This is a genomic window from Flavobacterium noncentrifugens, assembly GCF_900100375.1.
GTDB lineage: Bacteria > Bacteroidota > Bacteroidia > Flavobacteriales > Flavobacteriaceae > Flavobacterium > Flavobacterium noncentrifugens.
This window is the reverse complement of record NZ_FNEZ01000002.1, coordinates 843370-868744: the sequence shown is the minus strand read 5'-3', so window position 1 is coordinate 868744 and position 25375 is coordinate 843370. Positions and strand designations below refer to the sequence as shown.

At 41.1% G+C, this 25375-nt stretch carries 19 protein-coding genes; 9 read left to right on the top strand and 10 right to left on the bottom strand.

Annotation, left to right across the window (positions count from 1 at the left end; translation table 11 throughout):
• The first annotated feature begins 157 nt into the window (after nt 1–157).
• From BLS32_RS08610 to BLS32_RS08600, 3 genes are all read left to right on the top strand, one after another.
• A complete protein-coding gene (locus BLS32_RS08610) occupies nt 158–490 on the top strand; it encodes a response regulator (protein WP_307725617.1) in 333 nt (110 codons plus the stop codon).
• A complete protein-coding gene (locus BLS32_RS18850; RefSeq protein WP_091394721.1) occupies nt 442–609 on the top strand; it encodes a helix-turn-helix transcriptional regulator in 168 nt (55 codons plus the stop codon). Before BLS32_RS08610 ends, BLS32_RS18850 begins: the two co-directional genes overlap by 49 nt.
• A 311-nt stretch (nt 610–920) precedes the next feature.
• Nucleotides 921–1298, top strand: coding sequence for a VOC family protein (locus BLS32_RS08600; RefSeq protein WP_139171716.1), 378 nt, complete (start codon nt 921–923; stop codon nt 1296–1298).
• A 3-nt stretch (nt 1299–1301) separates the two neighbouring features.
• Here BLS32_RS08600 and BLS32_RS08595 read toward each other — a convergent pair whose 3' ends face one another.
• The 4 genes from BLS32_RS08595 to BLS32_RS08580 are packed head-to-tail and all read right to left on the bottom strand — an operon-like array spanning nt 1302 to nt 8890.
• Nucleotides 1302–2207 carry a hypothetical protein gene (locus tag BLS32_RS08595; RefSeq protein WP_091394094.1) on the bottom strand — a complete coding sequence of 302 codons (906 nt, stop codon included), beginning with the start codon at nt 2205–2207 and terminating at the stop codon, nt 1302–1304.
• A gap of 10 nt (nt 2208–2217) precedes the next feature.
• Nucleotides 2218–5010 carry a phospholipase D-like domain-containing protein gene (locus BLS32_RS08590; RefSeq protein WP_091394091.1) on the bottom strand — a complete coding sequence of 931 codons (2793 nt, stop codon included), beginning with the start codon at nt 5008–5010 and terminating at the stop codon, nt 2218–2220.
• Nucleotides 5011–5041: 31 nt separating this feature from the next.
• A complete protein-coding gene (locus tag BLS32_RS08585) occupies nt 5042–6325 on the bottom strand; it encodes a Dyp-type peroxidase (RefSeq protein WP_091394089.1) in 1284 nt (427 codons plus the stop codon).
• A gap of 6 nt (nt 6326–6331) precedes the next feature.
• Nucleotides 6332–8890, bottom strand: coding sequence for a pyruvate formate lyase family protein (locus tag BLS32_RS08580; protein WP_091394086.1), 2559 nt, complete (start codon nt 8888–8890; stop codon nt 6332–6334).
• Between the two features lie 316 nt (nt 8891–9206).
• On the opposite strand from BLS32_RS08580, the gene BLS32_RS08575 reads away from it, so the two are divergent.
• On the top strand, nt 9207–9524 hold the full coding sequence (locus BLS32_RS08575; RefSeq protein WP_091394083.1) for a hypothetical protein: 318 nt from the start codon (nt 9207–9209) through the stop codon (nt 9522–9524).
• A 283-nt stretch (nt 9525–9807) separates the two neighbouring features.
• On the opposite strand, the gene BLS32_RS08570 is transcribed toward BLS32_RS08575, so the two are convergent.
• From BLS32_RS08570 to BLS32_RS08545, 6 genes are all read right to left on the bottom strand, one after another.
• Entirely contained in the window at nt 9808–10773 is a 966-nt protein-coding gene (locus BLS32_RS08570; protein WP_091394082.1) for a glycoside hydrolase family 5 protein, read from the bottom strand.
• Entirely contained in the window at nt 10773–12008 is a 1236-nt protein-coding gene (locus tag BLS32_RS08565; RefSeq protein WP_091394079.1) for a glycoside hydrolase family 27 protein, read from the bottom strand. Before BLS32_RS08565 ends, BLS32_RS08570 begins: the two co-directional genes overlap by 1 nt.
• An 89-nt stretch (nt 12009–12097) precedes the next feature.
• Nucleotides 12098–13156 carry an IPT/TIG domain-containing protein gene (locus tag BLS32_RS08560; protein WP_091394076.1) on the bottom strand — a complete coding sequence of 353 codons (1059 nt, stop codon included), beginning with the start codon at nt 13154–13156 and terminating at the stop codon, nt 12098–12100.
• A 12-nt stretch (nt 13157–13168) separates the two neighbouring features.
• Nucleotides 13169–14746 (bottom strand): RagB/SusD family nutrient uptake outer membrane protein, encoded by a 1578-nt coding sequence (locus BLS32_RS08555; protein WP_091394075.1) that lies wholly within the window; start codon nt 14744–14746, stop codon nt 13169–13171.
• A gap of 12 nt (nt 14747–14758) precedes the next feature.
• Nucleotides 14759–17980 carry a SusC/RagA family TonB-linked outer membrane protein gene (locus BLS32_RS08550; protein WP_091394071.1) on the bottom strand — a complete coding sequence of 1074 codons (3222 nt, stop codon included), beginning with the start codon at nt 17978–17980 and terminating at the stop codon, nt 14759–14761.
• 260 nt (nt 17981–18240) lie between these two features.
• A complete protein-coding gene (locus BLS32_RS08545) occupies nt 18241–19119 on the bottom strand; it encodes a helix-turn-helix domain-containing protein (protein ID WP_091394066.1) in 879 nt (292 codons plus the stop codon).
• A 201-nt stretch (nt 19120–19320) separates the two neighbouring features.
• Between BLS32_RS08545 and BLS32_RS08540 the strand changes: the two genes are divergently transcribed.
• The 5 genes from BLS32_RS08540 to BLS32_RS08520 are packed head-to-tail and all read left to right on the top strand — an operon-like array spanning nt 19321 to nt 25374.
• Nucleotides 19321–20469: a glycoside hydrolase family 26 protein gene (locus BLS32_RS08540; RefSeq protein ID WP_091394064.1), complete on the top strand. Its 1149-nt coding sequence runs from the start codon at nt 19321–19323 to the stop codon at nt 20467–20469.
• A 9-nt stretch (nt 20470–20478) separates the two neighbouring features.
• Nucleotides 20479–22404: a sodium:solute symporter family protein gene (locus BLS32_RS08535; protein WP_091394061.1), complete on the top strand. Its 1926-nt coding sequence runs from the start codon at nt 20479–20481 to the stop codon at nt 22402–22404.
• Between the two features lie 35 nt (nt 22405–22439).
• Entirely contained in the window at nt 22440–23627 is a 1188-nt protein-coding gene (locus BLS32_RS08530; RefSeq protein ID WP_091394057.1) for a glycoside hydrolase family 130 protein, read from the top strand.
• A 2-nt stretch (nt 23628–23629) separates the two neighbouring features.
• Complete coding sequence (locus BLS32_RS08525; RefSeq protein WP_091394055.1) at nt 23630–24823, top strand: AGE family epimerase/isomerase; 1194 nt, start codon at nt 23630–23632, stop codon at nt 24821–24823.
• 5 nt (nt 24824–24828) lie between these two features.
• On the top strand, nt 24829–25374 hold the full coding sequence (locus tag BLS32_RS08520; protein WP_091394053.1) for a carbohydrate binding domain-containing protein: 546 nt from the start codon (nt 24829–24831) through the stop codon (nt 25372–25374).
• Nucleotide 25375: the final 1 nt, after the last annotated feature.

Below are 25375 nucleotides of genomic sequence, written 5' to 3'. Positions count from 1 at the left end.
CCACATAAGCAATGATAACAATCGGAATAGTCGATGATCATAAATGTTTTTAGACGGGTTAATCTCCGTGCTGTCAAACGAGCCCGGCTTTGAAATAGCCTTCGCGAAAAACACAGCAAAAGACGCAATTTTAAAATTAAAGGTAAATTAACCCGACATTATTATTACCGACATTTCGATGCCTCAAATGAACGGTCTCGAACTTATAAAAATTCTTAATAAAGATTTTCCAGAGGTCAAAATTCTGGTTGTAAGCATGTTCAACAACATGCAATCGATAAAGGACATCGATGGTTTCCTGTTGAAAGAAACAGACAAACAGCATCTGATTTATGCGATTATAGGAATTGTGTTGAGGAACGAAAAACATTTTAATGGCATTTCCACAGACCGCAGTTTACTTGAGTTCAGTAAATCGATTTTGAGTAAAGGGAAAAAGAAATCATCGGGCTTGTTGCAAAGGAATCTACAACTGATGAGATTGCCATAAAATTAAATATCAGCAAAAACACCATTGAAACACACCGGAAAAATATTTTTTTAAAACTTCAAGTTAAAAACATTGCTGGGTTAATTTATAAGGCTGTTTACCTCGGTGTAATTAAATAATAGCCCAAGCTAGCGACCTTAAAACATATTGAAAATAAATTTTCTTACCTTTCTTACATTTATTTTAAGCATAACACGTAAGATTGCTTTATTAAAAGTATTTATCAAATAGTTGCATCCTTCTAAAGAATTCAGCCGGTTGAACTGTGATGTGTGTGAATAACTTCAAATAAATTAGCATAACACCGTTGACAAGCTGTCTCAACTCTGTTTGTTAGATTCAAACAATTATTATTGTCTTAAAATAATATTTATTTGATATGGATTTCTCTTAAGAAAATTCATTAAATTTAAGACTTAAAATCAATTAAATGAGTAAGTTATTTTCCGGCGCCATTGCTTCAATTTATGTATCATCTATGGATGATGCGATCGGATTTTATGTAAACACACTCCAACTGAAACTAATTAACCGGATCGATAATGAATGGGCGGAAATTGATGTTGGTAATGGGTTTATTATTGGATTGCATCCAGCGAACCCTGTAACAAACACTGCTCCCGGTATGACGGGTTCAATAAATATTGAGCTTCAAATTAATAAAGATTTGTCACTTGATGATGTAGTGGCAAATCTTAAAAATAAAGGTGTATTGTTTAAAGATGAAATTCAGAATTACGAACACGTAAGGCTCGTTTCCTTATATGATTACGATAAAAATGTAATAATAATTGGCCAAAACATTTAGGCATCAAAGCCATTCTAATAAAGACGAAAAATTTTTTCCGGATTTTCCAAAATTCCCATAGTTACTGACTGCTTTTAGCTCGAAATTATATGTTTCAAACGGATGAGCCCGATCGAGAAGATGTACGTTCGCACCCAACGCGTGTGGCATTGCAAGATCCATCTCCCAGATATCACCGCAAAATACGGTGCTTTTTAATTTTTGAAGATTGTTATTAAAAACTTTACATATCGCTTCAAAATAGGCGCCCCGTCTTATATATATAGGCCTAGTTACGCTTTCGTGATTGCCCCAAGCAACCGGTGCCAAACAATTAAATAAAATTCGATTATCTTTTGCTACCGTTTCGTTATCCCATGCTAACTCACAAATTTTAAACTTCGCAGCATCACTTTGCACATTTATTTTTTTTGGAACCCCTGCTACGCCTTCGAACAATTCCTGTAAACGGCCATTTATCATTTTAGTGCCCGAATTCGAAACAAAATGAATATCTATACCATTTTCAATTAACCTATTGATGGTCTCGTAAACATCATCTCGCCAAGGTGCAGGATTGGCAGCATAAGCCCTGGCATTAATATCAGCAGGTATGCTAACGTAAATTTCCTTTTTTCGGAGTAGAAATTTCGCGGATTCATCCGCAAGTATATAAGGATCGGCTGCAGCCGGAGCGGATGGACAACCTGCCAGCATCCAGCCTGCTGATGGCGAATGTTCGCGTATCTGTTGTTGCGCCGCCTGCCATTCATCGCTAGTTATCGAGACATCAGCGTAATTAACTTGAAGAAAATCTATTAGGTTTTGAAAATAATCATTCAGGTAGGCCTGATAAATAACCTGTATTTGGGTGCAGGTTCCGTCAAAATCAAGCACAACATCGCTAATTTTTGTTAAATTGGTGTTCATTTATTTGCATTTAAGAAGGGTCTAACAGATCACTCATTTTTACTTTTTTAAATCCCAGTGGCGCTGGTTCTCCAGGCACAGCAACTATGACACCGGCGGCTTCAGCTCGTACAAATTGCTTACTTAGCACTTCCCAATCAAATTTAAAAATTTGGGTGTAATAGGCTACTACCTCCTTATCCTTTAATAATAGACTTGCATCGCGATTAAACAATGCGCCCGCATTTGTAAGATTATGACTGCCAAACATTACCGCGCAATTGTCGGGATTTTCCGGATCAACTATAATCGCTTTCGTATGACAACCCGTTTGAACTTTAATATTATCTGTGTTGATACCAAAATCTTTAATTCGCTCTAAAAGGCGTTCTAACGAAATAGCATTTGCGCTACCAAATTCCCGTCCATCGCGAAAAATAATTTTTACTTCAACCCCCTGATCTTGTTTCTTCTTTAGTACGGCAAAAAAACGCTCAAAAGCTTCATTATTGCTATCTAATAAATTAAACGATTGATTTTCAACATAAATTACAGCTTTTGCATTATCTATCATTTTAGTGACGAAATCCATAAAAATCCTCGTACCTCGGTCATCCCAATCAGGAGTAAGAAATGGTTGAATTTCTAACTCCCGGTTTATAATTACTAGCGGCGAAAAGTATTTAGCTACAGCAGGGCTTTCAATTCCCGGTAAAAAGTCTTCATCTGGTATAAATATTTCAACATCAGCCATTTCTGGCGCTTCATCAGCGGGTACCCGCTGTGCCTCTTGAAAATCCCAATTTATGAAATCCTCAAATAAGCCAGCAAGCTTTTCATTTTTAATAATCGCATGCCATTCTCTATTATGCTCACGCAAAGGTGTCATTAATGTTGAATGTTCGACAGCCGGATTTATATCGGCCTGATTAGAATCTTTCCAATTACCGCTACTAAGCCAAAACTCTTTTCTATCTCGCGTTGCTACTTTTATATGATAAGCGCTGGGTACAATCTTACCTGCACCAACAGATGCCCAAACATGTTTAAATTTATTTCCAAGTCTTAATTGCATGTCCGCTACCGCCGCCTTGGTTCCCTTTTTCTGAGTTACCATAGTAAGCGTCCGACCATTAACATTAATTGCTTTAAAAATGGCATTGCTGATATGGTTTACCTCCCACTCGTACATAGTCGCAGTAAGTTTTTGCTCCACTCGTTCTAGGAATGCCTTTAAATTAGGGAAGCCAGAATCTGGGCTAACATGGAAAATAGCACTCATCACTTCTTTTACCGGATTCAACTTTAAAAATGGTGGTTCTCTATATACTCCGGCTCCTGAAGCAACTCGTGGCGCCTCAATCTGGATTCCGAGATTTTGTAATTGATCTATTAAGGGAGCAGTGCGCACATCTACACCAACGCCATAAAATTGTGCCGGAATGGGCGCTTGGCCGGACTTAAGCACATCCTCAATTCCTTTCTTTTCTGTTAACTCTACTACTATAACCCGCTCGTTGGTGATCCAGCCATTTTTGAAACGATACCCTTTTCTGACATTTAATACCTCTGGTTTGCCAATTAATGCTTCCCGCGCTGCATCGAGTGCGCTATCGGAATTATTTCTACTAACCGATTGACTAATAGCAAGAGGCGATACGCCTGTCGGATTCGAATTAATGCTAATACCTCCTATATCAACAGTGATTTTTATTGGAATCGTTGCCTCGAAAGTAAAGGTGTTATTAGATACTGGCAGCATATTTACAGGTTTGTTCACTTCGTCGTTGTTAGCTAACGATTCGGCGGTGGCCAGCCTAGTTAATGTCCCCGATTTTAATTTACTTAAAAGGCCTTTAATTATGGCAGCCGGCACAGCAAAATTAGCTTGCAAATATAATCCGGCAAAATGTAAGCCTACAGCTTTTCCCGTTGCCAAGCTAATTACTGCTGAGCCAGAGTTTCCACCTAACGTAGAACAGTCGTGTTGCAATTCATGTTCCTTAACTTTTAGAATAATACCCGGTGCAAGTCTTTTTTTATCATAAATATTTTTAAATACGCTTAAAACGAGTTCCTGATCTGGCACATCAGGATCACGTGCCGGATAGCCGATGGTTACTACTACTTCACCTTCCCCAACAGTATCTGCCAATGGAATTGGTTTAGGCAACACTGGTCCGTTTAACATACTTTTAACCTTTAAAAAAGCAACATCTGGCTGGCTATTATCATTCTCAGCCATCCATAAAACACGATCTATTGCAAATTCGAGCGTATTTGTACGTTGGTCTTCTTCAAGAAAATCCATTTGTGCTGATTGATAGCCGCTTGGATAACCCATTTTAAAAGCAAATCCTTCATTATTTTGACTGAAAAGACTTGCGACGTGACGATTTGTTACAATGATATTTGTATCAATTAACCAGCCTGTACCCACCCAGTTATATAGGATGTTATTCTTTACCTCAACTCTGCCAATAGAAGGAATTACCCCATTTAGAACCACATCTTTATCCATGATACGAGCTTTCCAAACCTCGACATCCGGCCCTTCGAATTCAGGCACAACTTTATTATCCCTGATTACGAGTACGGGTCTCAGTCTAGCTAATGCAATCGCCTCTTCTACTTTATTGTCAGCGAGTAGCGAGATATTGTTTAACTGAACTTTTTCAGAAATTATCTTGGTTGAGGCTTTTTCAATTAAAGTAGGTGATTCTTCGGTCCGCTGCGATGCAATATATTCATTGTATAATTCGGGATCATTGAGCTTTGTATGCTCAAGCAAAGCTGACAAGCTGCCGTTTCGGGGTTGAGTCATGTTTATATTGTGTTAAGGTTGAATTTTTAAACTAATGTTTGAATAAGGCCATACCAAGAAACGCATCTTTATCATTCATGAATGAGGGCGGACAGAAATAGTATCCTCCGGAAACATTTGATAAAACGCCGCTACCATACATAATATCAATACCAGTTCCCGGTTCAGGAAAATCAGGATTGGTTTGCCAGCTTTCAACCGGCCATTCAAATTGTTTTCTGAGGTTACGCGTAAACGCAAGAAATAATAAGCCACACGCTATTTTATCAGTACCGGTTTCCAGACCATCAAAATAAGGATAGCCACGCCTTAGAAAACGGCGTTCCAAATCTGCTACACCAAATAAATCTGTACCAGGCCTTCTTGGCTGCACCTTCCTAATATGTGCTGTCAATGGGCCATCTGCTTTGTCTTTTGGGTTAGGATATACGGGTGCCATTCCGCTGGGGCCTGATACCTCTCTTGAAAGCGGTACGCCTGAATCCTTTTTCCTGCCAATCATTTTTTCCTGTTCGTGATTTGCGAAAGCTTCCCAAAAAGGCAAATTCTCTCTTATTTTACGCCATGCAAGGTATGCTCCATTCGTTGCCCAGGCAGGTTCTCCATCGCTTTGTGTTACATATACAAATTTATCCAATTCGTCATCTTTGCTATTGGATAAATTGTCTATCCCGTCGTCAAACCTTAAAAATTCACGTCGGTCAGGTCTCGAAAATCCTTGATCAATCGTTTTAACAATTATACGCTTTTCCTTAATTCCCTGTTGCCCCCAATTTCCTTGACTTAAAGCCCTCGCAATAGAGATATTCACGTACGGGTGGTCGCTTGATATTAAAAAAATCAGGTCAGTCGCGGTTTTACTGGGATCAAATGTATCGCCTGTTACTTTGGGCATGGTTCGAAGCCACCTTGGTTTTAAATGTCTGATGCCAAATCTGTCATCGCCATCAGCAGTAATAAAAAGTAAACTACCCAAACCAACAGTTATAGTAACTCGCCAGGTTTTTGGTATTTCCTTTAATACTGGTATATGGTTATCATCTGGCAATCTGGTTATTTGTGCTTTGACAAAACTTGATAAGCTTTTAAACAAGCTGCAAAGCGATTCCTTTGTATCGACATTTACATTAGCTGTAACGACAGTTAAAAAATTCTGCGGGTCAATTCTGCCTGCCCGCTCGAAAGCATACTGTTCTTTTGCCGCTTCGTCATCCAAAATAATTTCAGGCGGAGAAACAGGCCATTGTGGATCTGTGATACCAGTTTGAAACGGACCATTTACTATTGGCTGCGGAAGTGGGAAGTTTATTATCATAATCGCTTAAGAGATGAATAGTGGACGGCGCCTGTGCTGTTCTTGGTGCTCTGGAAAAAGACATATAAAGAACTCCGTCCAACCGCCCATTCGCACACGTAAGAGATTGTAACTATCTGGGTCTTTTTGGGCATTGGCAAACGTAGCTGGATCAGCTACCGTATAGGTGGATATAGAACCCCCATTACCGTTAGCAAAGTCCCTAAGTCGCGCGACTAACTGATCTACCGGGTAATCTTCCGGCAAATTATAATCAGCAGGGGCTCCATCGCCTAATCTGTTCATGGAAGAATCAACATAACTTTCAAAACTTTTCTCAAGCGTGCCAACGCGAGCATGTCGACTCACACCATTAGCTGGTATTGCTGCAATATCGCGATGAACAGGCGCCGGGGAAAGATCAGATGCTATTGCGTCTCCAGAGCGACGACCATCAGCAGAGGCGCCCAAGAAAGACCCGCTGAACATATATTGCTCGAATGTTCCGACGCCGGGAATGAGTGAAATATCAAAAGTGTTTACGCTGTTATTATATCTATTTTGAAGTGCTTTATAAGCTTGCTGATGAACAGATGAAGAAAATGTATTATGCACGCAATCACAAAAAGTATTGATAAGATCCCAGGCCAATACGTCAACTTCCTTATTTCCGAAGCCGAATTTTGCTTGATCATTACATAGCGTTCTTATTTCATCAATACGTTTTGGTGATACAGCGATACCCAACGCAGGCAAAACATTTTCGTTCGAATGTATCAACCCTGCTCCCCAATTTGTAGAAAGCGCGGTCAATAGCTCGGTTAGGCTAAGTTCTTTTTCTTCGAAAACAAGTTTTTTTATTGCATAAAGGGAATCTGCTGCTGTACTAATACCAGTAAGTAAAGGCGAGAAAACATGGTATCTGGCTCCTCCGTCTGTTAAATCCCTGCCGCTTTCAATGCATCCGCCTATAAACGCTGATAAAAGTGGCGAAGGACAAACATTAACTTTATTGCCATAGTTAAGCATTAAAGTGTTGATATACCTGTGGCAACTCAAGACCATGTGTTCTTTTATCAATTTTAAAAACTTATCCCAAGATGTAATGTCTGGAGCAGCTTCCGTACGCCAGCTGTCTTTGGTCCCGATTAGGTGTATTGGTCCCGCGGCCGCAAGACCAGCACCGCGGTTCAATGCTTTTTCAATGAGTTCGGGAGCGGAAACAAAACCAAAGCTGAACTCGGATTCTCCGGCAATCATAGTTTCATAACAGCCATCGCAGGCATAATTGCGGGCGGCAGATAAAGAAATTTTTCCAGCCCCGCCTTCAATTAATCCTTTGATAATCTTATCATCATTTAAAAGAACTGGATGAGCACCGCCGCTTAATAAAGTTTGTGCTGCTAATTCCAGTATATCCTGTGGAGTATCAGTATGCACGCGTAGGTCAAGCGTTGGGCTATTGAGTGGTAATCTTCTTGAGCTTTGTATACACATGCGGGTAACCGCATTACTGGCATCTGTAACATATTGTTCATCATTAGGAAGTACTCCTCCAATTGTTATTTGTTGCATCCATTGATTTGCTAAACCACCCTGATCATAATTTGATGAACCAAAGAAGCCCGTTAACACGCCATCAGTTGCCGTACAACGGTTTTCAATATGACGTCTGTTTAGCATAGCCCGCTCCCCAAGCTTTATCCAGAAACAATCTAAAATCTCTTGCGCAGCTGTAGGCGTTAAAATTCCATTCCGGACGTCCCTTTCGTAAAATGGAAATAAAATTTGGTCCAGACGACCAATAGGAACAATTTCGGCCGTCCAATGGAATGCGCAGTGCAAAATATAGATACACTGAACTGCTTCGATAAAAGTATCCGGTTTTTGTGCAGGTATTTTAATCAGTCGTTGAGCGGCAGCAATCAATGAACTTATGCGAGCGTCACCATCAGGGAGCGTTGCAGCAACTCGCTTAGCCTCTTCAGCATACTGACTTGCGAAAAAGATAACGGCTTCGAGTGAGAGTTTTACCGAAGTGTAAAAATTTTCTTGATCAGGATTTTTTGCAGCGAGTTTTTCACAATCGTTTATAATGGCATTAAAACCAACAGTCACAGCTCGTTCATGGTTTGGCACAATGTGTCCCATTGGCGAACGTTCGCTCAAGTAACTAAGCATCGCTGTTAACCTTTCGTCTTCAGTTAAATACAATACAAATTCTTTTCCTTGACCAACCGAAAAAGGAGGCATTGTACCAAGTACCAACTCATCTGGATCGACACTAAAAGAACCAGCTTTTTCCGCGATAAATGGGTTTGTTATAACTTCAAACATTCTTTTAACCGCAAGTGATTTGCGAATGGAAACGGGAAGTTTAGCTAGTTCATCTCGTTCTTCTTCTGATAGGTCATTGCGATCCAAAAACAAGTGGCCAACATCATTTTCGTCAAGCCAAAGTGGTTTTTCTTTCCATCTCTGGAATATTCTTTCCAAAAGTCGGCAGACGCGAGGGGAAGGCAAGTCAATATGACCGGTATGAAGAGAAGTAAGGTATCTCCAATAATCAACATCGTTATGGTGCATCGCTTAGGTTTAGAGTGATTAATTCATTGATTTATAATGTTATAAAGTTAGTAAAATAAATATATATACCTCAAATTATTTTTTAATTACCATGAATTATTAAAATTTGAAATTTAGTTCAAGCTTGTTCGATACAGAGCGGAGAGAGTAGCAAATTAACGCCTGCGATTTATAAGATATACCTGCAAATAGACCGTTCTCCCAACACCTTTACTTCCGCATAAAGCTCCCCACATATTCCAACATCTTAACCTGCAAACTTTCCATCCACTGGTGGAACTGCAATAGTCTACTTAAGGTTAGAACGTATAGAACAATGGAAAATAATCCGATCGCTAAGAAGGCTGTATTTATAAATCAGATTAAAAAAATTTATGAGAATGTAAGTCGTCCGAAGGAAGAACATAATCTTGAAAAAACATCTTCTTATAAAAAAGTGGTTCTTGAATTGAACGAAAAGGGAGAATACACAATGACGCATGTCGATATAAGTAAAAGAAAAAAACAAACCAACTTTCGAACGTACCTAAATCGGGCAGTTTATATTATGGGTGACAAAAAAATCAAAAAACAAGCTAGGAAATCTCGAAAGATTGTTACAACTGAAATTCAGAAAAATTTACAAAAACCATAATTAGTTACCCCTATAATTACCCCTTCATAAAATTACCATTGCGGAAACACTGTAAATAAAGGGCTAACCAATTTAAGTTGTAATCCAGTCGAGGTCACGAATAAATCGCAAAAAAGAAAAAACGCCAAGTTTACTTGAGCGTTTTTTTTATTTTAGTGATTTTCAAAGCGGAGCTATTTTGGATCTTGGAACAAAATCCAGTCGAAGTCACGAAATAAAAAGTTCTAAATCAGATTTGGAACTTTTTATATTTAATCTTAAACCATAAGTCCAACTTACTTTTTCACATTCCAGAGTTGTATTTTCTGATATATTCTCTCGTTTTTAGCCCAGATTCTTTAAGATCTGAATCTTTCCAAAGCCCTTCTGACTTTGCAGTTTTTTTCAAAATAGAGCAGCTTTCGTCTTTATCAGATACCGACCATACGATCCAGCTGAGTTGCTTTGCTTCCATCCAGTTGATATATTCTTGCCAGGCCTTATAATTTAAGGCACCGTCACCTGTAGCTTCCATTCCGGCCGATTCTGAAATAAACACAGGAAGGCCGCTTTTAATCGCTTCGTCGGTGCGATCCCTGAGCCATTTTTCATGGGTCGCTGCATAAAAATGCATCGTATACATTAAATTTGAAAATCCTTTTATTGGATCTGCTGCAGGCAAATGAATGTCCTGATCCCAGTGCGGACAGCCAACAAGAATAATGTTATCAGGATCATTTTGCCTAATCTCAGCAATAACCTCTTCTGAATAGGCTTTTATTTCTGGCCAACTTTCCTCATCAGGCTCATTAAAAATCTCATAAATCACATTGGGATGCTTGCCGTATTTTTTAGACATTTCTGCAAAGAAAACTTTGGCTTCCTTAAGATTGATATTATGGCTGTGCCAATCAATTATGACGTAAATGCCTTCTTTTATGGCACCGTCGACAACGGCACAAATTTTTTGTTTTGCGAATTCAGGATCCTGAAGGTAATTGCGGTCGCCAACTTCTATTCCCATAGCAGCACGGACGACATTGCAATGAAAATCATCTTTGAGCCAGCCTACTGCTTTTTGATTGTAAAACCTGGGCCAGAAACTGTGCCACCCAAAACTCATTCCGCGAAGGGAAACTGGTTGGTTGTTCTGATCTGTAAGTTGCGTGCCGTTGACATGAAGTTGCCCGTGTTGTTTTACAAATTGCGCCTGATTTGCCATTGTAAAAAAGAACAGCAAAGCACTAAAAATGGATTTGTATTGCTTCATTATTTTGTAAGTCTTAGTACGATAACATCGTGTGCGGCCAGGTTTTCTTTGAAAGGTTTAGCGGTCGTACCGTTATTTTTATTTTTCCAGAGGTCTTTTATTTGATACGTTTTTTGGTTAAAATCGGCGGTAAAGCCAAAATCGGCATCTGATAAATTATTTTTCTTCCAGTCAAAAACGATATTTTTAGAACTTTCACTTCTGTTGATAAAGGCAATTGCCCAATTTCCATCAGACAAAGGTTTTACCCAGACATCAAGGTTTTTTTCGGGCGAATATTGAAATGCCTGAATGCCAAGTTTGTCCTGATTGATTGCAATCAATTCCTTGTTTGTCAGTATTTGTTTGGTTTCAGGAGACATTTTCCTCAAATCATTGCCCGCTATCAAAGGCGATGAAAGCATGCTCCAAAGTGAAAAATGGGTTTTGTCTTCGGTATCTGTCATGCCGTCACCTACTTCAAGCATGTCAAAATCGTTCCAATGGTCGGGTCCGGAAAACTTCCGAATGTCTTTGCGCATTTCTGCAATTTTCATGAATCCCCACGATGACCAATTGCCTTCATGCTTGTCTTCACAATCAAAGCAAGGAGAAATATCTCCAGAAATACGCCAGAGGTTTCCGATGGGTTTGCCCCATTCCCACGGTTTGGTATCGCCCCATTCGCAAAGGCTGAAAACAATTGGTTTTCCTGCTGTTTTAAGTGCATTGCTCATCGTTGCGTAAGCTTCTTTAGAATTGATTCCTTCGGTATTGCACCAGTCGTATTTCAGGAAATCAATGTTTAATCCGGCATAAAATCGCGCATCCTGATATTCATAACCGCGCGTTCCCGGATATCCGCCGCAGGTTTTTGTGCCTGCACAATTGTAAAGCCCGAATTTTAAACCTTTAGAATGTACATAATCGACAAGCGATTTCATTCCGCCGGGAAATTTCTTAGGATCCGGAACGAGGTTTCCATTGGCATCACGCTCCCTTGTCATCCAGCCATCATCGAGTACGATGTAATTGTATCCTGCGGCAGCCATTCCTGAAGAGACCATGATGTCGGCAGTTTCTTTTACGAGCTTTTCATCAATATTGGTTTCAAAAGTATTCCAGGAATTCCACCCCATTGGCGGAGTCATTGCAAGCCCTTCGAACTTTCCAACAGGCTGGCTATGCGTATTTCCCTGGCTAAAAACGGCAATTGTCGATGTTAAAGCAATCAGGGTTGTCCTTATTATTTTCATCTGTGTAAATTAAAAAATTATTAAAAAAACAATTCCCTGATAAAGCTACCAGGGAATATGTTCAACTAACTCAAACAAAACGTAAAATATTATCTTAGTATAAAACCAATATCGTCGAAGAATAATTTGTCGCCTCCAGCATTTGCAAATTCCTGAATCACAATTTCATTGAGGGAAGCTGGCGCGCCGCCTAGGTCGGCAAACGGAATAACGACTGAAGTCCAGTTGCTTGTGAATTCAATTTCTTTACCTGCACCATTATTTCCGTTCACGTAAATTTTTACTTTGCCAGCTGGTTTGGTGCTTTTTAACGAAATCCTGATCCCAGAATATGGGGCAGTTGAAACAGGTGATGCAAACATTGGGATTTTAAATCCGGTATATGCGGTATAATTGGCTTCGATTGAACTTTCTCCCTGTATTTTAATGCTCGTATTAACGGTAAAGCCGGAACCGTCCCATGGACCCAGCCAATTTTCAACAAAGCTGGCACGTGCGTCATCGTAAATTGCAGTGCCTATGGCTTGAGGTGCCGTATTTGAGCCTGAAATTGTTGTCACTTCAACATAGTCGTAATTGGAATCGGCAGGCATTACAAACTGGATTTCTGTCATTGTAGAAGAAATGACCGTGGCGGCCGTTGTCCCAACAGTAACAACAGGATCAAGGAAAAAATCACCATAAACCGTAACCGTTTCACCTGCAGCGGCATTGATCGGATTAAAACTATTTACAAGCGGTGCTGGCGGTGCAATCACAAAATGATATACTGCAGTTCCATTTGCGGTAACGACCTTCAACTCATCCGACGCATCGGCATAAGGCGTATCAATGTCGATATTGACAATAATCGTATTATCAGTCACAAATGCCGGATTAAAATAAGTATCGGTTTCGTTAAAATATACTTTTTGGACAGACGTAAATCCTGATCCGGAGATGATGTAATAATTATTGGCATACCCTAAATTAACCGGCGTCAGCGCAGTCGGATTTCCATTATCATCCACTGTAGATGCGCTGACACTCGAGATTACTGGAGGCGCACCAACATTTGTTTTGCTGTCGTCGTCACTACACGAGTTTAAGGATAAGAACGACAATAGCAATAAAAGAATGCCAATGCCTGAAATTTTTAGACTTTTCATAATACTGTTTTTTTAATTGAAGTTATAAGGTACAGGCGGCTGGGTCAACAGCGGATTTTTAGCAAGATCGTCTTCCGGGAACGGAATCAGGAAATCGCCTGGCTCAGGTGTAAAATATTCGGCTGTAATACGGTTTCCACGGTTTTGAGCCGCCATGATTGTCGTTGCCTGGCTTCTTGAAATGCGCCCAAGATCAAACCAATAATCCCCTTCGAAACACAATTCTTTCCTTCTTTCTTTGAAGATATCATCAAATGTGATCGATGCCAGATTTGACAATCCTGCCCTGGCCCTAACCGCATTGAAAGAAGCAAGTGCACCTGCATCGGAAGTACTTCCGGCATTGCCTAAAGTGGCTTCGGCGTGAATCAAAAGCAATTCTGCATATCGCATGATGTAGGTATTGTTGTCCATCATTCCCCACTGGTCTGCCGGGCCTGCCGCGTCCCCTTTGATTCCGAGGCAATACTTTTTGATTGCAGCGCCTGCATTTTGCCCGCCAATTTCATCTGCCGAGGGAACTGTTAAAAATCCGCCCTGCACCACTTTTACATCCGGATAGGAATCTCCCGGTAACATGATCGTTTCTTTTCTTCTAAGGTCACCCGCAGTAAAAGCAGTCAATACATCCTGAGATGGGGCAAATACGCCACCGTAAGAAACATTTGAAGTAGATACGGCGCTGGTCTGGATGCCGAATTGCGTATTGCAGTTGTTTGCCGAGCCATAATTTCCGTCACCTTTCCATTGCAGCGCAAATATGGATTCTTCGTTGTTATTTCCAGCATATTTAAATAAGTCACCAAAGTTTTTACCCGGCAACATGCTACCACCCAATAATTTGAATTCCCCGCTATTGATCACTTCTTCTGCCGTGGCTTTAGCTTTAGCATAATCTTTCATGTACAAATAAGCTTTGGCAAGCATGGCTTTCGCCGATCCTTTAGAAACCCTTCCGTTTTCGGCATAATTTGATCCTCTGGTCTTGGCATTCAGCTTTTCTGCTGCCATCAGGTAATCCCTTTCGATCAGAGTATAAATGTCTTCAGTTCTGTTCACCGGAATTTTTGGTGTTGACTGATAGTTCAGGTTGTTTTCAATAATTGGAACCGGCCCCCACATTCTTACCAAGTAAAAATAAGCCGTCGCTCTCATGAAATAAGCCTCGCCGATGGTATTTTGCAATACGCTGTCGGAAACGTCCGGGCCAACACGGGCGGCAAGAAAATTAATGATCGAATTGGCCTGAGCCACATTTGCCCAGAGCGAGCTCCATCCTCTTTTTAATTCGGGATCGGTACCTGTAAGCGAAAAGGTACGCAAGGCATTCACATCCGACGAATTGGTATACATATTTCCCGAGCCTACTTCTGTAACTGCCCAGAAAAATTTGTTTTCAAGCTGAAACCAGGTTCTGCTGTAAAGTCCGTTTGTTGCAGATTCGACCTGCTCGTTTGTGCTGTAATAAGCATCAAGGCTGATGGCATCTTCAGGTGGCCTGTTCGTGAAATCTTCCGTACAGGAAGCCATTGCAAACAGAGCCAACATTGCAGTAAAAAATTTATAACCGTTTATTTTTTTCGTTTTCATTTCGATTTTTAATTAAAATTCTACATTAACGCCTACAGAATATGTCCTTGGTGTTGGATATCTTCCGTTGTCTACACCTGTCAAAAGCGGATCTTGGTTGAATGACCCGATTTCAGGATCATAACCATCATATTTCGTGAACGTGTACAGATTCTGTGCGCTGGCGTAAAGTCTTACTCTTGACATCTTTAGTTTTGAGATCAGGTCGGCCGGAAGCGAAAACCCAAGAGTCACGTTTTGGATGCGCAGGTAAGATCCGTCTTCGATATATCTGTCTGAAATATTGATGTTTGGCGTACTTGTGCTGTTTACCGGCCTTGGATTTGCTGCATTGGTATTGGTCGGCGTCCAGAAATCGGCAGCGGAAACCAATTGGTTCGTATACAATTGTGAATTCGAAGTTCCATTTCTTTTGGTTAGGTTAAGGACATCATTGCCTTGCGAGCCTTGCAAAAATACCGATAAGTCGAAATTGCCATACTTGAAATTATTCGTGAAACCATACGTAAAATCAGGATGCGGGTTTCCGATAAAAGTTTTGTCATTCGCATCAATCACGTTGTCGCCATTGACATCTTTATATCTGATGTCTCCAAGATAAGTCTGCCCTGGAGCAGTTCCTATGGTTTGGCCGAATTGCAATGGTGCCGCATTAAGTTCTGCTAAATTGTTGAAAATTCCCTGCGTTACATAACCGTAAAACATCCCGATTGGGTTCCCTACTCTTGTATTGGTAACATCTACCGGCTGGTATCCATTGGTATTCACAGCAGAAGTCAATGGAAGTCCGTCCTGGATAGACAACAATTCATTTTTGTAATGTGAAACGACCAACGTTGAATTCCATGAAAATTTCCCGGTGCCTTTCGTACTGTAGTTGAATGTCAGGTCATACCCTTCGTTTTGCATTTCACCAAGGTTTGAATACGGTGCTGCGATTCCGCCATATTGCCCGCCTTCATTCGGTAAATCTCCTGTGAGGTACACTGCCAATGGCACCTGGTAAAGGAATCCTTTTGATTTTTTATTATAGACATCAATGTTTACAGCAAGTCTTGAATTAAATAATGTAAAATCCATTCCAAGGTTTTTTTGTTCTAATGATTCCCAGGTCAAATCCGGATTTGGGAAATTTGAAGGCAAAAAGCCCACACCCAAACCTGAGTTTTGCTGTCTTAAGATCGCACTATAGCGGTTGTTCGGGATTTGCTGGTTTCCGGTTTCCCCGTAACCAAACCTGAATTTGATGTTGTCGATGTATTTGCGTGTCGATTCCATAAAACTTTCAGCCGATAATTTCCATGACACTGTAAATGCTGCAAAATCCCCTTTTTGTTTTTGTCCTTCCGCTGCGGGATCAAATTTAGATGAAACGTCCTGGCGAATTGAGCCCGAAATGCCATATCTGCCTGCATAATCATAGATGATACGCCCAAAAAGCGATGCTATCGATGCGCTTCCTTTGTAATAATCTACTTTTCTGTTTGCAGGATCTGCAAGGTTTAAAGTGTAGATATCATTGGTCTGCAATCCCTCGGCTGTAGCCAACATGCCTTCCCAGTGGCTGTCAAGCGCTTCCTGACCGGCAAGAATTGTAAATTTATGGTTGTTAATGCCAAAATCGTAAGTCAATAAATTTTTGATGTTTGTAGAGTACCAGTTTTGCCTTCTTTCCGCAAGATCCGATGTCAGGTTGTATTGTGAACCCCGGTCGAATGACGGTGCAAATTCTGTATTCTCATTAAATTCTGTATTTGCAGATACTTCTATCCTGTATTTCAGACCTTTAAAAAGATTGGCTTCTGCATAAATATTTCCGAGGAAGTTTTTACGTACGAGTTTGTTTTCTTTCGTCAAAGCTTCTGCAACCGGATTGAAGTAATTGACATTCTGGCCTGCCGGCGGTGCAGCAAAGCTACCGTCAGGATTGCGGATCGCCATATCCGGAGCCTGTAGCAAAGTATTGCTGATCAAACCCTGGTAACTTTGGTTGATCGTAACGGTTTCATTTGAAATCCCTGCATTAAGGTTTGCACCTACACGAAGCCACGGCTTTACTTTCGTATCCAGGTTTAGCCTTGTCGTATAACGTTTGTAACCTGATCCGATAATAATCCCTTCCTGGTCTAAAAATCCTGCAGACAGGTAATAACTGGTATTTTCTTTTGCTCCTGAAAATGAGATCTGGTGGCTTTTTGCCATCGCAGTCCTGTAAATTTCCTTTTGCCAGTTTGTCCCATTTCCAAGGAGTTCAGGATGTGCAAATTCCGGACGGATGACATCGCTTGGCAATGCCGATGGGTTGTATAAAACGGCCAACTGGTTCTGGTATCTTGCATATTGCTGAAGGTTCAGCACATCGAGTTCTTTGTAAATCGTTTGGGTCGAAGTATAGCCTTCATAGGTGATTTTACCATTGCCGCTTTTCCCTGATTTGGTTGTGATGATGATGACGCCATTCGCTCCGCGTGATCCATAAATCGCTGTCGCAGATGCATCTTTAAGGATGTCAATCGACTGAATGTCATTCGGGTTGATCATCGACAACGGACTCACTGCATTGCTTCCGCTTCCGCCGTTAGATGAAAAATCGTTCCCTGCAACAGGTCGACCGCTAGTGGAACGTCCGGTCGCATCACCCGAAACCGGAACACCATCAATAATATATAGTGGCTCGTTTGTACCTGTAATAGATGTCGTTCCGCGCACCCTAATCGATACTGCACTTCCCGGCTGGCCACTGTTATTTGTCACCGAAACTCCAGCCGCTTTTCCTTGAAGCATCTGATCAACAGAAACCTGCTTCAAATTCTCTAAGTCTTTTGTTTTTATCGAAGAAATGGCACTGTTGACATCATTCCGCTTTTGCGTTCCGTAGCCAATTACAACCACTTCGTTAAGATCTTCACTGCTTTGTTTAAGTTTGATGTTTATGGTTGTTTTGCCATTTACACTTACCGTTTGGCTGGTAAATCCAACAAAACTAAAAGTAAGGGATGCATCGGCAGGGACATTGATTTCAAATTTTCCGTCAAAATCTGTAGAAACGCCTTTAGTGCTGCCTTTTAAGGTAACTGAAACACCCGGCAAAGTGAGTCCTTTATCATCAGAAACCACACCTTTAACGAGTGATTGTGCCTGAGCAGCGCTGCCCGCGAGTAATAATAACAACAGCAGTGGAATTCGTCTGAAAACGAAATCCCAATGGCTTAAATAAGACAAATGTTTTTTCATAATGAAGTGAAAGTTTAAGTTAGTTTGTTAATTGCTGAATGGTGAGAAACAGTAATCTTTTAGGTCATTGTAAATATTCGATTATAATTAACAAATCTATAACACACCTTAACATCAAATTAATATTATTATATCATTTGATGATAATATTTTTGCTTTATAACGATTGCGGAAATGAATTCTGTAAATAATCTACCTTATAATTATATTATCAGTAAATTACAGGCTTAATATATGATATTATAGAAATTTCATAATTATTATAAGATCCTTCTGAGTCCTGAAAAATCTTCCCGATACTGGCTCGGCGTACACTTTTTTATCACCTTAAAGTTTCGGTTAAAATTGGCTATATTATTAAATCCCGATTTGAAGGCAATTTCAGAAATGCTCAAATCTTTTTCAACCAGCCAACGCGCGGCATAACCCACACGGATGTTATTTACGTAATCTACAAAAGTCTTTCCGGTGCGCTTTTTAATAAAACGGTTGAACGAAATCGTGCTCATGCTTGCCACATCTGAAACCATTTCAAGAGTGAGTTTTTCAGAAAAATTCTTTTGTACAAATTCATAAATCAATTTCATTTTATCATACTCTTCAAACGTATCGGCATCTACTGTAAAAGTTGACAAAAGCCTTTGATTCCTTGAGTTTGCAAGGTCATACAACACCGAAATGATCTCAAGGAAATAATCCATTCCGTCCAATCTTGAAATTTTAAGCAATCTTGGCGTAAGCGCTTCTGCTGTTTCTTTTGAAAAAAGGATGCCGTGAATCGAACGGTGAAACATGTCTCGGATTGGCGTCATGATTTTCCTGGAAAGCAAAGATTCATGCAGCAGGTCGTTGTGAAACTGTATCGTAATTTCGTGTATTTGCTTGTTCCTGCATTTGTGCAATTCCCAGCCGTGGTATAGATTTGGACCAACGAGGACGAGCTCAATTTCTTCAATTTCTTCAATATTATCGCCCACAACCCGTTTAACACCTTTACCGTTAAGGATAAAATTGATCTCAAATTCCGGATGGTAATGCACCGGAAAATCAAAATTGTCCTTGATCCGGTCAAAAACCAGAAAACTGTCGCCTGAAGAAAGTGGAGCGATTTCCCTGTAGAAATTTTTTTGGCTGTTCATAATTGATAATTTTACTGCAATAATATGATATATAATTGATAAAATACTATTAATTAAAAGATGCCCGCCCAATTATCTTTGAAAAATACATTTAGCGTATTCCTAAAATATGATGGCAATTCAGAAGCGCAATGTTTTTTTAAGCCATTAAATTTATATTTTTAGTAAATACTGCCGAATTTTACACCTAAAAAACCGACGATGACCAAAACCTTATATTATTTTTTTCTTACCGCACTGATAGCTTCATGTTCCGGCTACGCGCAGGTAAAAAAATCGTCCTCTGCCCTTTCCGATCCGAATGCGACGCCAGAAACAGTCGTGCTCTACAACAACCTTAAAAAGTTTGCACAAAAAGGCATCATGTTCGGTCATCAGGATGATCTTGCTTATGGTGTGAACTGGAAATACGAACCCGGAAGAAGTGATGTCAAAGATGTGACTGGCGATTATCCTGCAGTTTACGGCTGGGATCTTGGCGGACTCGAAAAAAAATCAGATAAAAATATTGACGGAATCCCATTCGACAAAATGCGCGAATTCATCAAAGATGCGCGAAAACGAGGCGGAATCGTAACGATAAGCTGGCATACCGACAATCCGTTAACCGCAAAAAATGCCTGGGATACTACTCCAAAAACATTAGTTTCAATACTTCCCGGAGGCCAAATGCATGAAAAATTCAAAGGCTGGCTCGATGAAGCGGCAAAATACCTGAATTCTTTAAAAGATGCCAATGGAAAACCGATTCCCGTGCTTTACAGGCCGTATCACGAACTCACCGGAAACTGGTTTTGGTGGTGTAAAAACAACGCTTCGCCAGAAGATTTTAAATCATTATGGAAATTCACCCTCGGCTATTTGCAGTCCAGAGGCGTACACAACCTGATTTATGTGTACAACACCTCTGATTTTAAAACACGGGAAGAATTCCTTGAATATTATCCCGGAGCCGGTTGGGCCGACGTATTGAGCTTCGACAATTACCAATACAAAGATCCGGCTACCGACAATTCTTTTATCGAAAATTGCCAGCGGCAATTTGGTACTATGGATGCGGTCGCCAAAGAGCAAAACAAACTGACTGCTTTCGCGGAAACTGGCTATGAGCAAATTCCTTACAACAAATGGTGGACGCAAACACTTCTGCAAGCCATCGGCAATTATAAGATTTCATACGTTTTGGTCTGGAGAAATCACGGCTGGAACGAATACATGAATCCGCCACGCATGCATTATTACGCGCCATACAAAGGGCAATCGAGTGAAAAGGATTTTGTTGATTTTTACAATCTGAGCAATATTTTTTTTGAAAAAGACGCCGCAGCTGCCAAATTATACACCAAATAAATCCAAGACATGAAATTATCCACTATAGACCTTATTATTATTGGCGCTTATTTTTTACTGATGATCGTAATTGGCCTCATCATGAAAAACCGTGCAAAGAAAAGTAAGGACAATTACCTCATGGCCGGAAAAAAACTGCCTTGGTATATGCTCGGGCTTAGCGATGCCAGCGACATGTTTGATATTTCAGGAACGATGCTGCTGGTAAGCATGGCATTCCTTTACGGATTTAAAAGCGTCTGGATCCCGTGGATGTGGCCGGTTTTTAACCAGGTTTTCCTAATGGTATTCCTGAGCAAATGGCTACGCCGAAGCAATGCCACGACCGGAGCTGAATGGCTGGGAACGCGTTTCGGGTTGACAGACAAAGGCGTTCGGCAAAGCCATGCGATCGTAGTCGTTTTCGCTTTAATGCTTTGCATCGGATACATGGCTTATGCATTTGTTGGCGTAGGCGAATTCCTCGAAATATTTATTCCATACGAATCCATAAAAGAATATGTTCCATTTCTTGACAAGCATCTTGAATTATTTTTACCGGGAACTACTGATTATGAAACGGCGCTTTTTGCAGCCAAAAACACCACAGCACAATTCTACGGCATCAGCATTTGCATCGTAGCCACGTTTTACAGCATAGTTGGCGGAATGCATGGTATTGTCCTGGCCGATTTCATCAAATACATGATCATGATCTTCTGCTCTATTTTTGTTGGGATTATTGCAATGACGCATCTGGCCAATTCCGGAATTGTCATTACGGATCGCATGCCGCTGGGCTGGGACAATCCGCTTTTCGGAAAAGAACTCGGCCTCGACTGGAGCCAGATTCTTGGTGACGCACAGGTTAAATTGCAAAAAGACGGTTACAAATTATTCTCGGCCATCGTAAGCATGATGTTTTTCTCGGGCGTATTGAAAAGCCTTGCTGGGCCTGCGCCGAATTACGACTGCCAGAAAATCTTAAGTACGAAATCACCTGAAGAAGCTAGTAAAATGAGCGGATTCATTTCAATCATCCTGCTCCCGATCCGGTATTTCATGACGATGGGGCTTTGCATTTTGGGCGTGCTTTATTTCAAAGACCTAAACCTGCACCGCACAGCCGACGGCGTGAATTTTGAAAACATCATGCCTGCTGTCATCAACAATTACTTGCCTGTTGGCCTTGTCGGATTGGTGCTTGCCGGATTTCTCGGTGCGTTTATGAGCAACTTCTCCGGAACGCTGAATGCCGGCCAGGCGTATATCGTAAACGACATTTACCTCAAGTTCTTCAACCCCGATGCGCCACGCAAAAAAGTGATCAACGTGGGTTACATTTCCGGTATTGTCATGGTTTGCCTCGGCGTCGGGCTTGGCTTATTGATTAAAGATGTCAATATGATCTTCAACATTATTACGGCCGGACTTTACGGTGGTTTTGTTTGTGCCAATGTTCTAAAATGGTACTGGTGGCGCTTTAATGCCAACGGCTATTTTTACGGAATGCTTGCCGGGATCATTGCCAGTGCCATTCCGCCAGCCTTGTCCGTTTCGGGCGTAACAACTTTTTTTGACGGTACGCGCATGTTGTATTTTTTCCCGGTATTCATCATCATCCAACTGATTGCCTGCATTATCGGTTCGTATGCCGCGCCTGCAACCAATACCGAAACCCTAATCGAATTTTACAAAACCGTCAGGCCGTGGGGATTCTGGAAACCGATACACGAAATCGCATTGGCTGAAAATCCTGGACTCGAACGCAACAAGAACTTCAAGGTCAACATGCTCAATATCGTACTCGGAATTGCCGGGCAAATTTTATTAACGCTGCTGCCGATGTACCTGATCCTGTCCAAATGGAATGCGCTGGGCGTGGTCATCGCGCTGCTTTCGGTCATTGTGTTTACCATGCGTAAAACCTGGTGGCAATGCCTTTCCGATTATTAGAACCTGAATACATTTAAGAATATAAACTTACCCACATGTCTAAAACAGAAACAATTGCAAAAATCCACAATTACGACAGCCTAAACAAGTCGCACCAGGAATTGATCGCAATGCCAAACCTGCCGCTTCAAAATTCGAACGGAATATATGATCGTTATGAAAATCCGATACTCACGGCTGCTCATGCGCCTTTGGAATGGCGGTATGACCTGAATGCGAAAACAAACCCATTCGGGATGGAACGCATCGGGATCAATGCCACATTCAATGCCGGGGCGATGAAATTCAATGGCAAATATGTGCTGGCTGTTCGCGTGGAAGGTGCCGACCGCAAATCATTCATTGCAATTGCCGAAAGCCCGAATGGTGTGGACAATTTCAAATTCTGGGAAAAACCATGTGTCATTCCACAAACATCAGAACCAGATACGAATATCTACGACATGCGCTTAACGCAACACGAAGACGGCTGGATCTACGGGATTTTCTGTACAGAAAGAAAAGACCCGAAAGCGCTAAAAAGCGATACGAGTTCGGCTATAGCCAATGCGGGAATTGTGCGTACCAAAGATTTGATCAACTGGGAAAGATTGCCTGATTTGATTTCGAACACCGGCCAGCAAAGAAATGTCGTCCTGCATGCCGAATTTGTCAATGGAAAATATGCATTGTATACGCGTCCGCAGGATGGTTTTATCGATGTAGGCAACGGTGGCGGCATCGGATTGGGATTTGTAACCGACATGAAAAATCCTGTTGTAGAAAACGAAACGATCATCTTCGGAAAAGTGTACCATACGATTTACGAACTCAAAAACGGTCTTGGCCCAGCACCGATTAAAACAGAAAATGGCTGGCTTCATCTCGCCCACGGCGTAAGAAATACCGCTGCCGGATTGCGCTACACCTGTTATTTATTCATGACTTCGCTTGAAGATATTTCGAAAGTAACGCATGTTCCTGCAGGTCATTTCCTGGCTCCGGAAGGTATTGAACGAGTTGGCGATGTTTCCAACGTCTTGTTTTCAAACGGCTGGATCGCCGATGATAACGGAACGGTTTATATATATTATGCTTCATCCGATACGCGCATGCACGTCGCGGTTTCTTCAGTAGAAAAATTGGTTGATTATGTGTTGCATTCGCCGCAGGACACTTTTACTTCAGCAGGTTCGGTACAAACGATTATTAAACAAGTAGATCACAACAAAGAAATTTTATAGCGATGACTTACGAAATCGAACAGCTCCGCAAAGAAATGACTGCCGAACTCGATGCGATTTTATTGTATTGGGAAAAGCAGGCTGTTGACAATGTAAATGGCGGGTTTCTGGGGCAAATCGATTGCAATGAAATCAAGATTACCGATTCCGAAAAAGGTTCGGTTTTAAATGCGCGGATTTTATGGACGTTTGCGGCGGCTTATCAAAATACTAAAAACAAAGTTCATCAAGCGCTTGCTGAAAGGGCTTTTCATTATCTGGCCAATACTTTTTACGATCCGGAATTTGGAGGTATTTTTTGGAGCGTTGATCATCTCGGCCATCCAAAAGATACCAAAAACCAGATCTATGCGATCGCTTTTGCTATTTACGGACTTTCGGAATATTATGCGATTTCAGATGATCCAAAAACACTCGAAATGGCGATCTGCTTGTATGAAAAAATACAAAAATACAGCTACGATCCTATAAACAAAGGCTATCTCGAAGCATTCACGCGCGATTGGAAACCGCTGGACGACCTTCGCCTCAGCGATAAAGATGCCAACGAAAAGAAAACGATGAATACACATTTGCACATCATTGAGGCGTATGCGAATCTTTATAAAATCTGGCCAGATGCCGATTTGAAAAATATCATTACTGAATTGCTCGAAACCATCGAAACCCATTTTATCAATACCAAAACCGGACACTTAAAGTTATTTTTTGACGAACAATGGAAAGAACGCCCGGATGTGATTTCATACGGACACGACATCGAAGCCGCCTGGCTGCTGCTGCAATGTGCAGAAGTAACTCAGGACGAAAAATTGATTTCCAGGTTTCGCGATTATGCCATTTTAATGACCGATGCGACAAAAGAAGGCATTGATTCTGATGGCGGGCTCTGGTATGAATTTGATCCCGAAACAAAAACGTTCGTAGCCGAAAAACACTGGTGGCCGCAGGCGGAATTGCTGATCGGGTTTTACAATGCCTGGCAGCTCACGCGCAATAAAAGCTATCTTGATGTGGTTTTTACAAACTGGGCATTCATCAAAAATCATATTATCGACAGCAAAAACAGCGAATGGATCTGGGGCGTTTACGAAGATTATTCCCCTATTTTGAAAGACAAAGCAGGATTCTGGAAATGCCCGTATCATAACGGCAGGGCCTGCCTTGAACTAATTCACCGCATTGAAAATCCATAAATTGTATGAAAAATAAATTAGCTTATTTTCTTGTTTTACTTCCGATGTTTTGCCTGGCGCAGGCCAATCTGGTCAAAAACGGCGGATTTGAATCGGAGTTGAACTTTTGGCGCGGAGAAAACGGAACGCTGTCTGCTTACGTCAAAAAATCCGGAAAAAACGCGCTGAACATCAGTCAGTTTTCCGGGAAACAATGGAAAGGTTATGACCAGATTTTGGTGCTCCCGGAAACCAGTTATGCTGTTGAAATCAGTGCCTGGATAAAAACCGATGCCGTTGAAGGCGGAAAAGAAACTTATAACGCTGCGGTTGTGACGGCAGAATTTGCTACATCATCTGAAAAAAACATCCGTTATGAAAATCTAGCGACCGTTTTAGGTACGACCGATTGGACACTTTACAAAAAAACAGTTAAGGTTCCCGAAGATGCCAAAAAACTCCGCCTGATGCTCGCATTGGCAGAAACAAATGGCTCTGTGTTTTTTGATGACATCAAAGTCATTGCGGTTTCCGAAGAAAATTACAAATTGATCCAATCCAATACCAAATAAA

Coding starts and splice junctions, on each gene's coding strand:
- BLS32_RS08600 (WP_139171716.1), top strand. CDS start 921: ATGAGTAAGTTATTTTCCGGCGCCATTGCTTCAATTTATGTATCATCT.
- BLS32_RS08595 (WP_091394094.1), bottom strand. CDS start 2,207: ATGAACACCAATTTAACAAAAATTAGCGATGTTGTGCTTGATTTTGAC.
- BLS32_RS08590 (WP_091394091.1), bottom strand. CDS start 5,010: ATGACTCAACCCCGAAACGGCAGCTTGTCAGCTTTGCTTGAGCATACA.
- BLS32_RS08585 (WP_091394089.1), bottom strand. CDS start 6,325: ATGATAATAAACTTCCCACTTCCGCAGCCAATAGTAAATGGTCCGTTT.
- BLS32_RS08580 (WP_091394086.1), bottom strand. CDS start 8,890: ATGCACCATAACGATGTTGATTATTGGAGATACCTTACTTCTCTTCAT.
- BLS32_RS08575 (WP_091394083.1), top strand. CDS start 9,207: ATGGAAAATAATCCGATCGCTAAGAAGGCTGTATTTATAAATCAGATT.
- BLS32_RS08570 (WP_091394082.1), bottom strand. CDS start 10,773: ATGAAGCAATACAAATCCATTTTTAGTGCTTTGCTGTTCTTTTTTACA.
- BLS32_RS08565 (WP_091394079.1), bottom strand. CDS start 12,008: ATGAAAATAATAAGGACAACCCTGATTGCTTTAACATCGACAATTGCC.
- BLS32_RS08560 (WP_091394076.1), bottom strand. CDS start 13,156: ATGAAAAGTCTAAAAATTTCAGGCATTGGCATTCTTTTATTGCTATTG.
- BLS32_RS08555 (WP_091394075.1), bottom strand. CDS start 14,746: ATGAAAACGAAAAAAATAAACGGTTATAAATTTTTTACTGCAATGTTG.
- BLS32_RS08550 (WP_091394071.1), bottom strand. CDS start 17,980: ATGAAAAAACATTTGTCTTATTTAAGCCATTGGGATTTCGTTTTCAGA.
- BLS32_RS08545 (WP_091394066.1), bottom strand. CDS start 19,119: ATGAACAGCCAAAAAAATTTCTACAGGGAAATCGCTCCACTTTCTTCA.
- BLS32_RS08540 (WP_091394064.1), top strand. CDS start 19,321: ATGACCAAAACCTTATATTATTTTTTTCTTACCGCACTGATAGCTTCA.
- BLS32_RS08535 (WP_091394061.1), top strand. CDS start 20,479: ATGAAATTATCCACTATAGACCTTATTATTATTGGCGCTTATTTTTTA.
- BLS32_RS08530 (WP_091394057.1), top strand. CDS start 22,440: ATGTCTAAAACAGAAACAATTGCAAAAATCCACAATTACGACAGCCTA.
- BLS32_RS08525 (WP_091394055.1), top strand. CDS start 23,630: ATGACTTACGAAATCGAACAGCTCCGCAAAGAAATGACTGCCGAACTC.
- BLS32_RS08520 (WP_091394053.1), top strand. CDS start 24,829: ATGAAAAATAAATTAGCTTATTTTCTTGTTTTACTTCCGATGTTTTGC.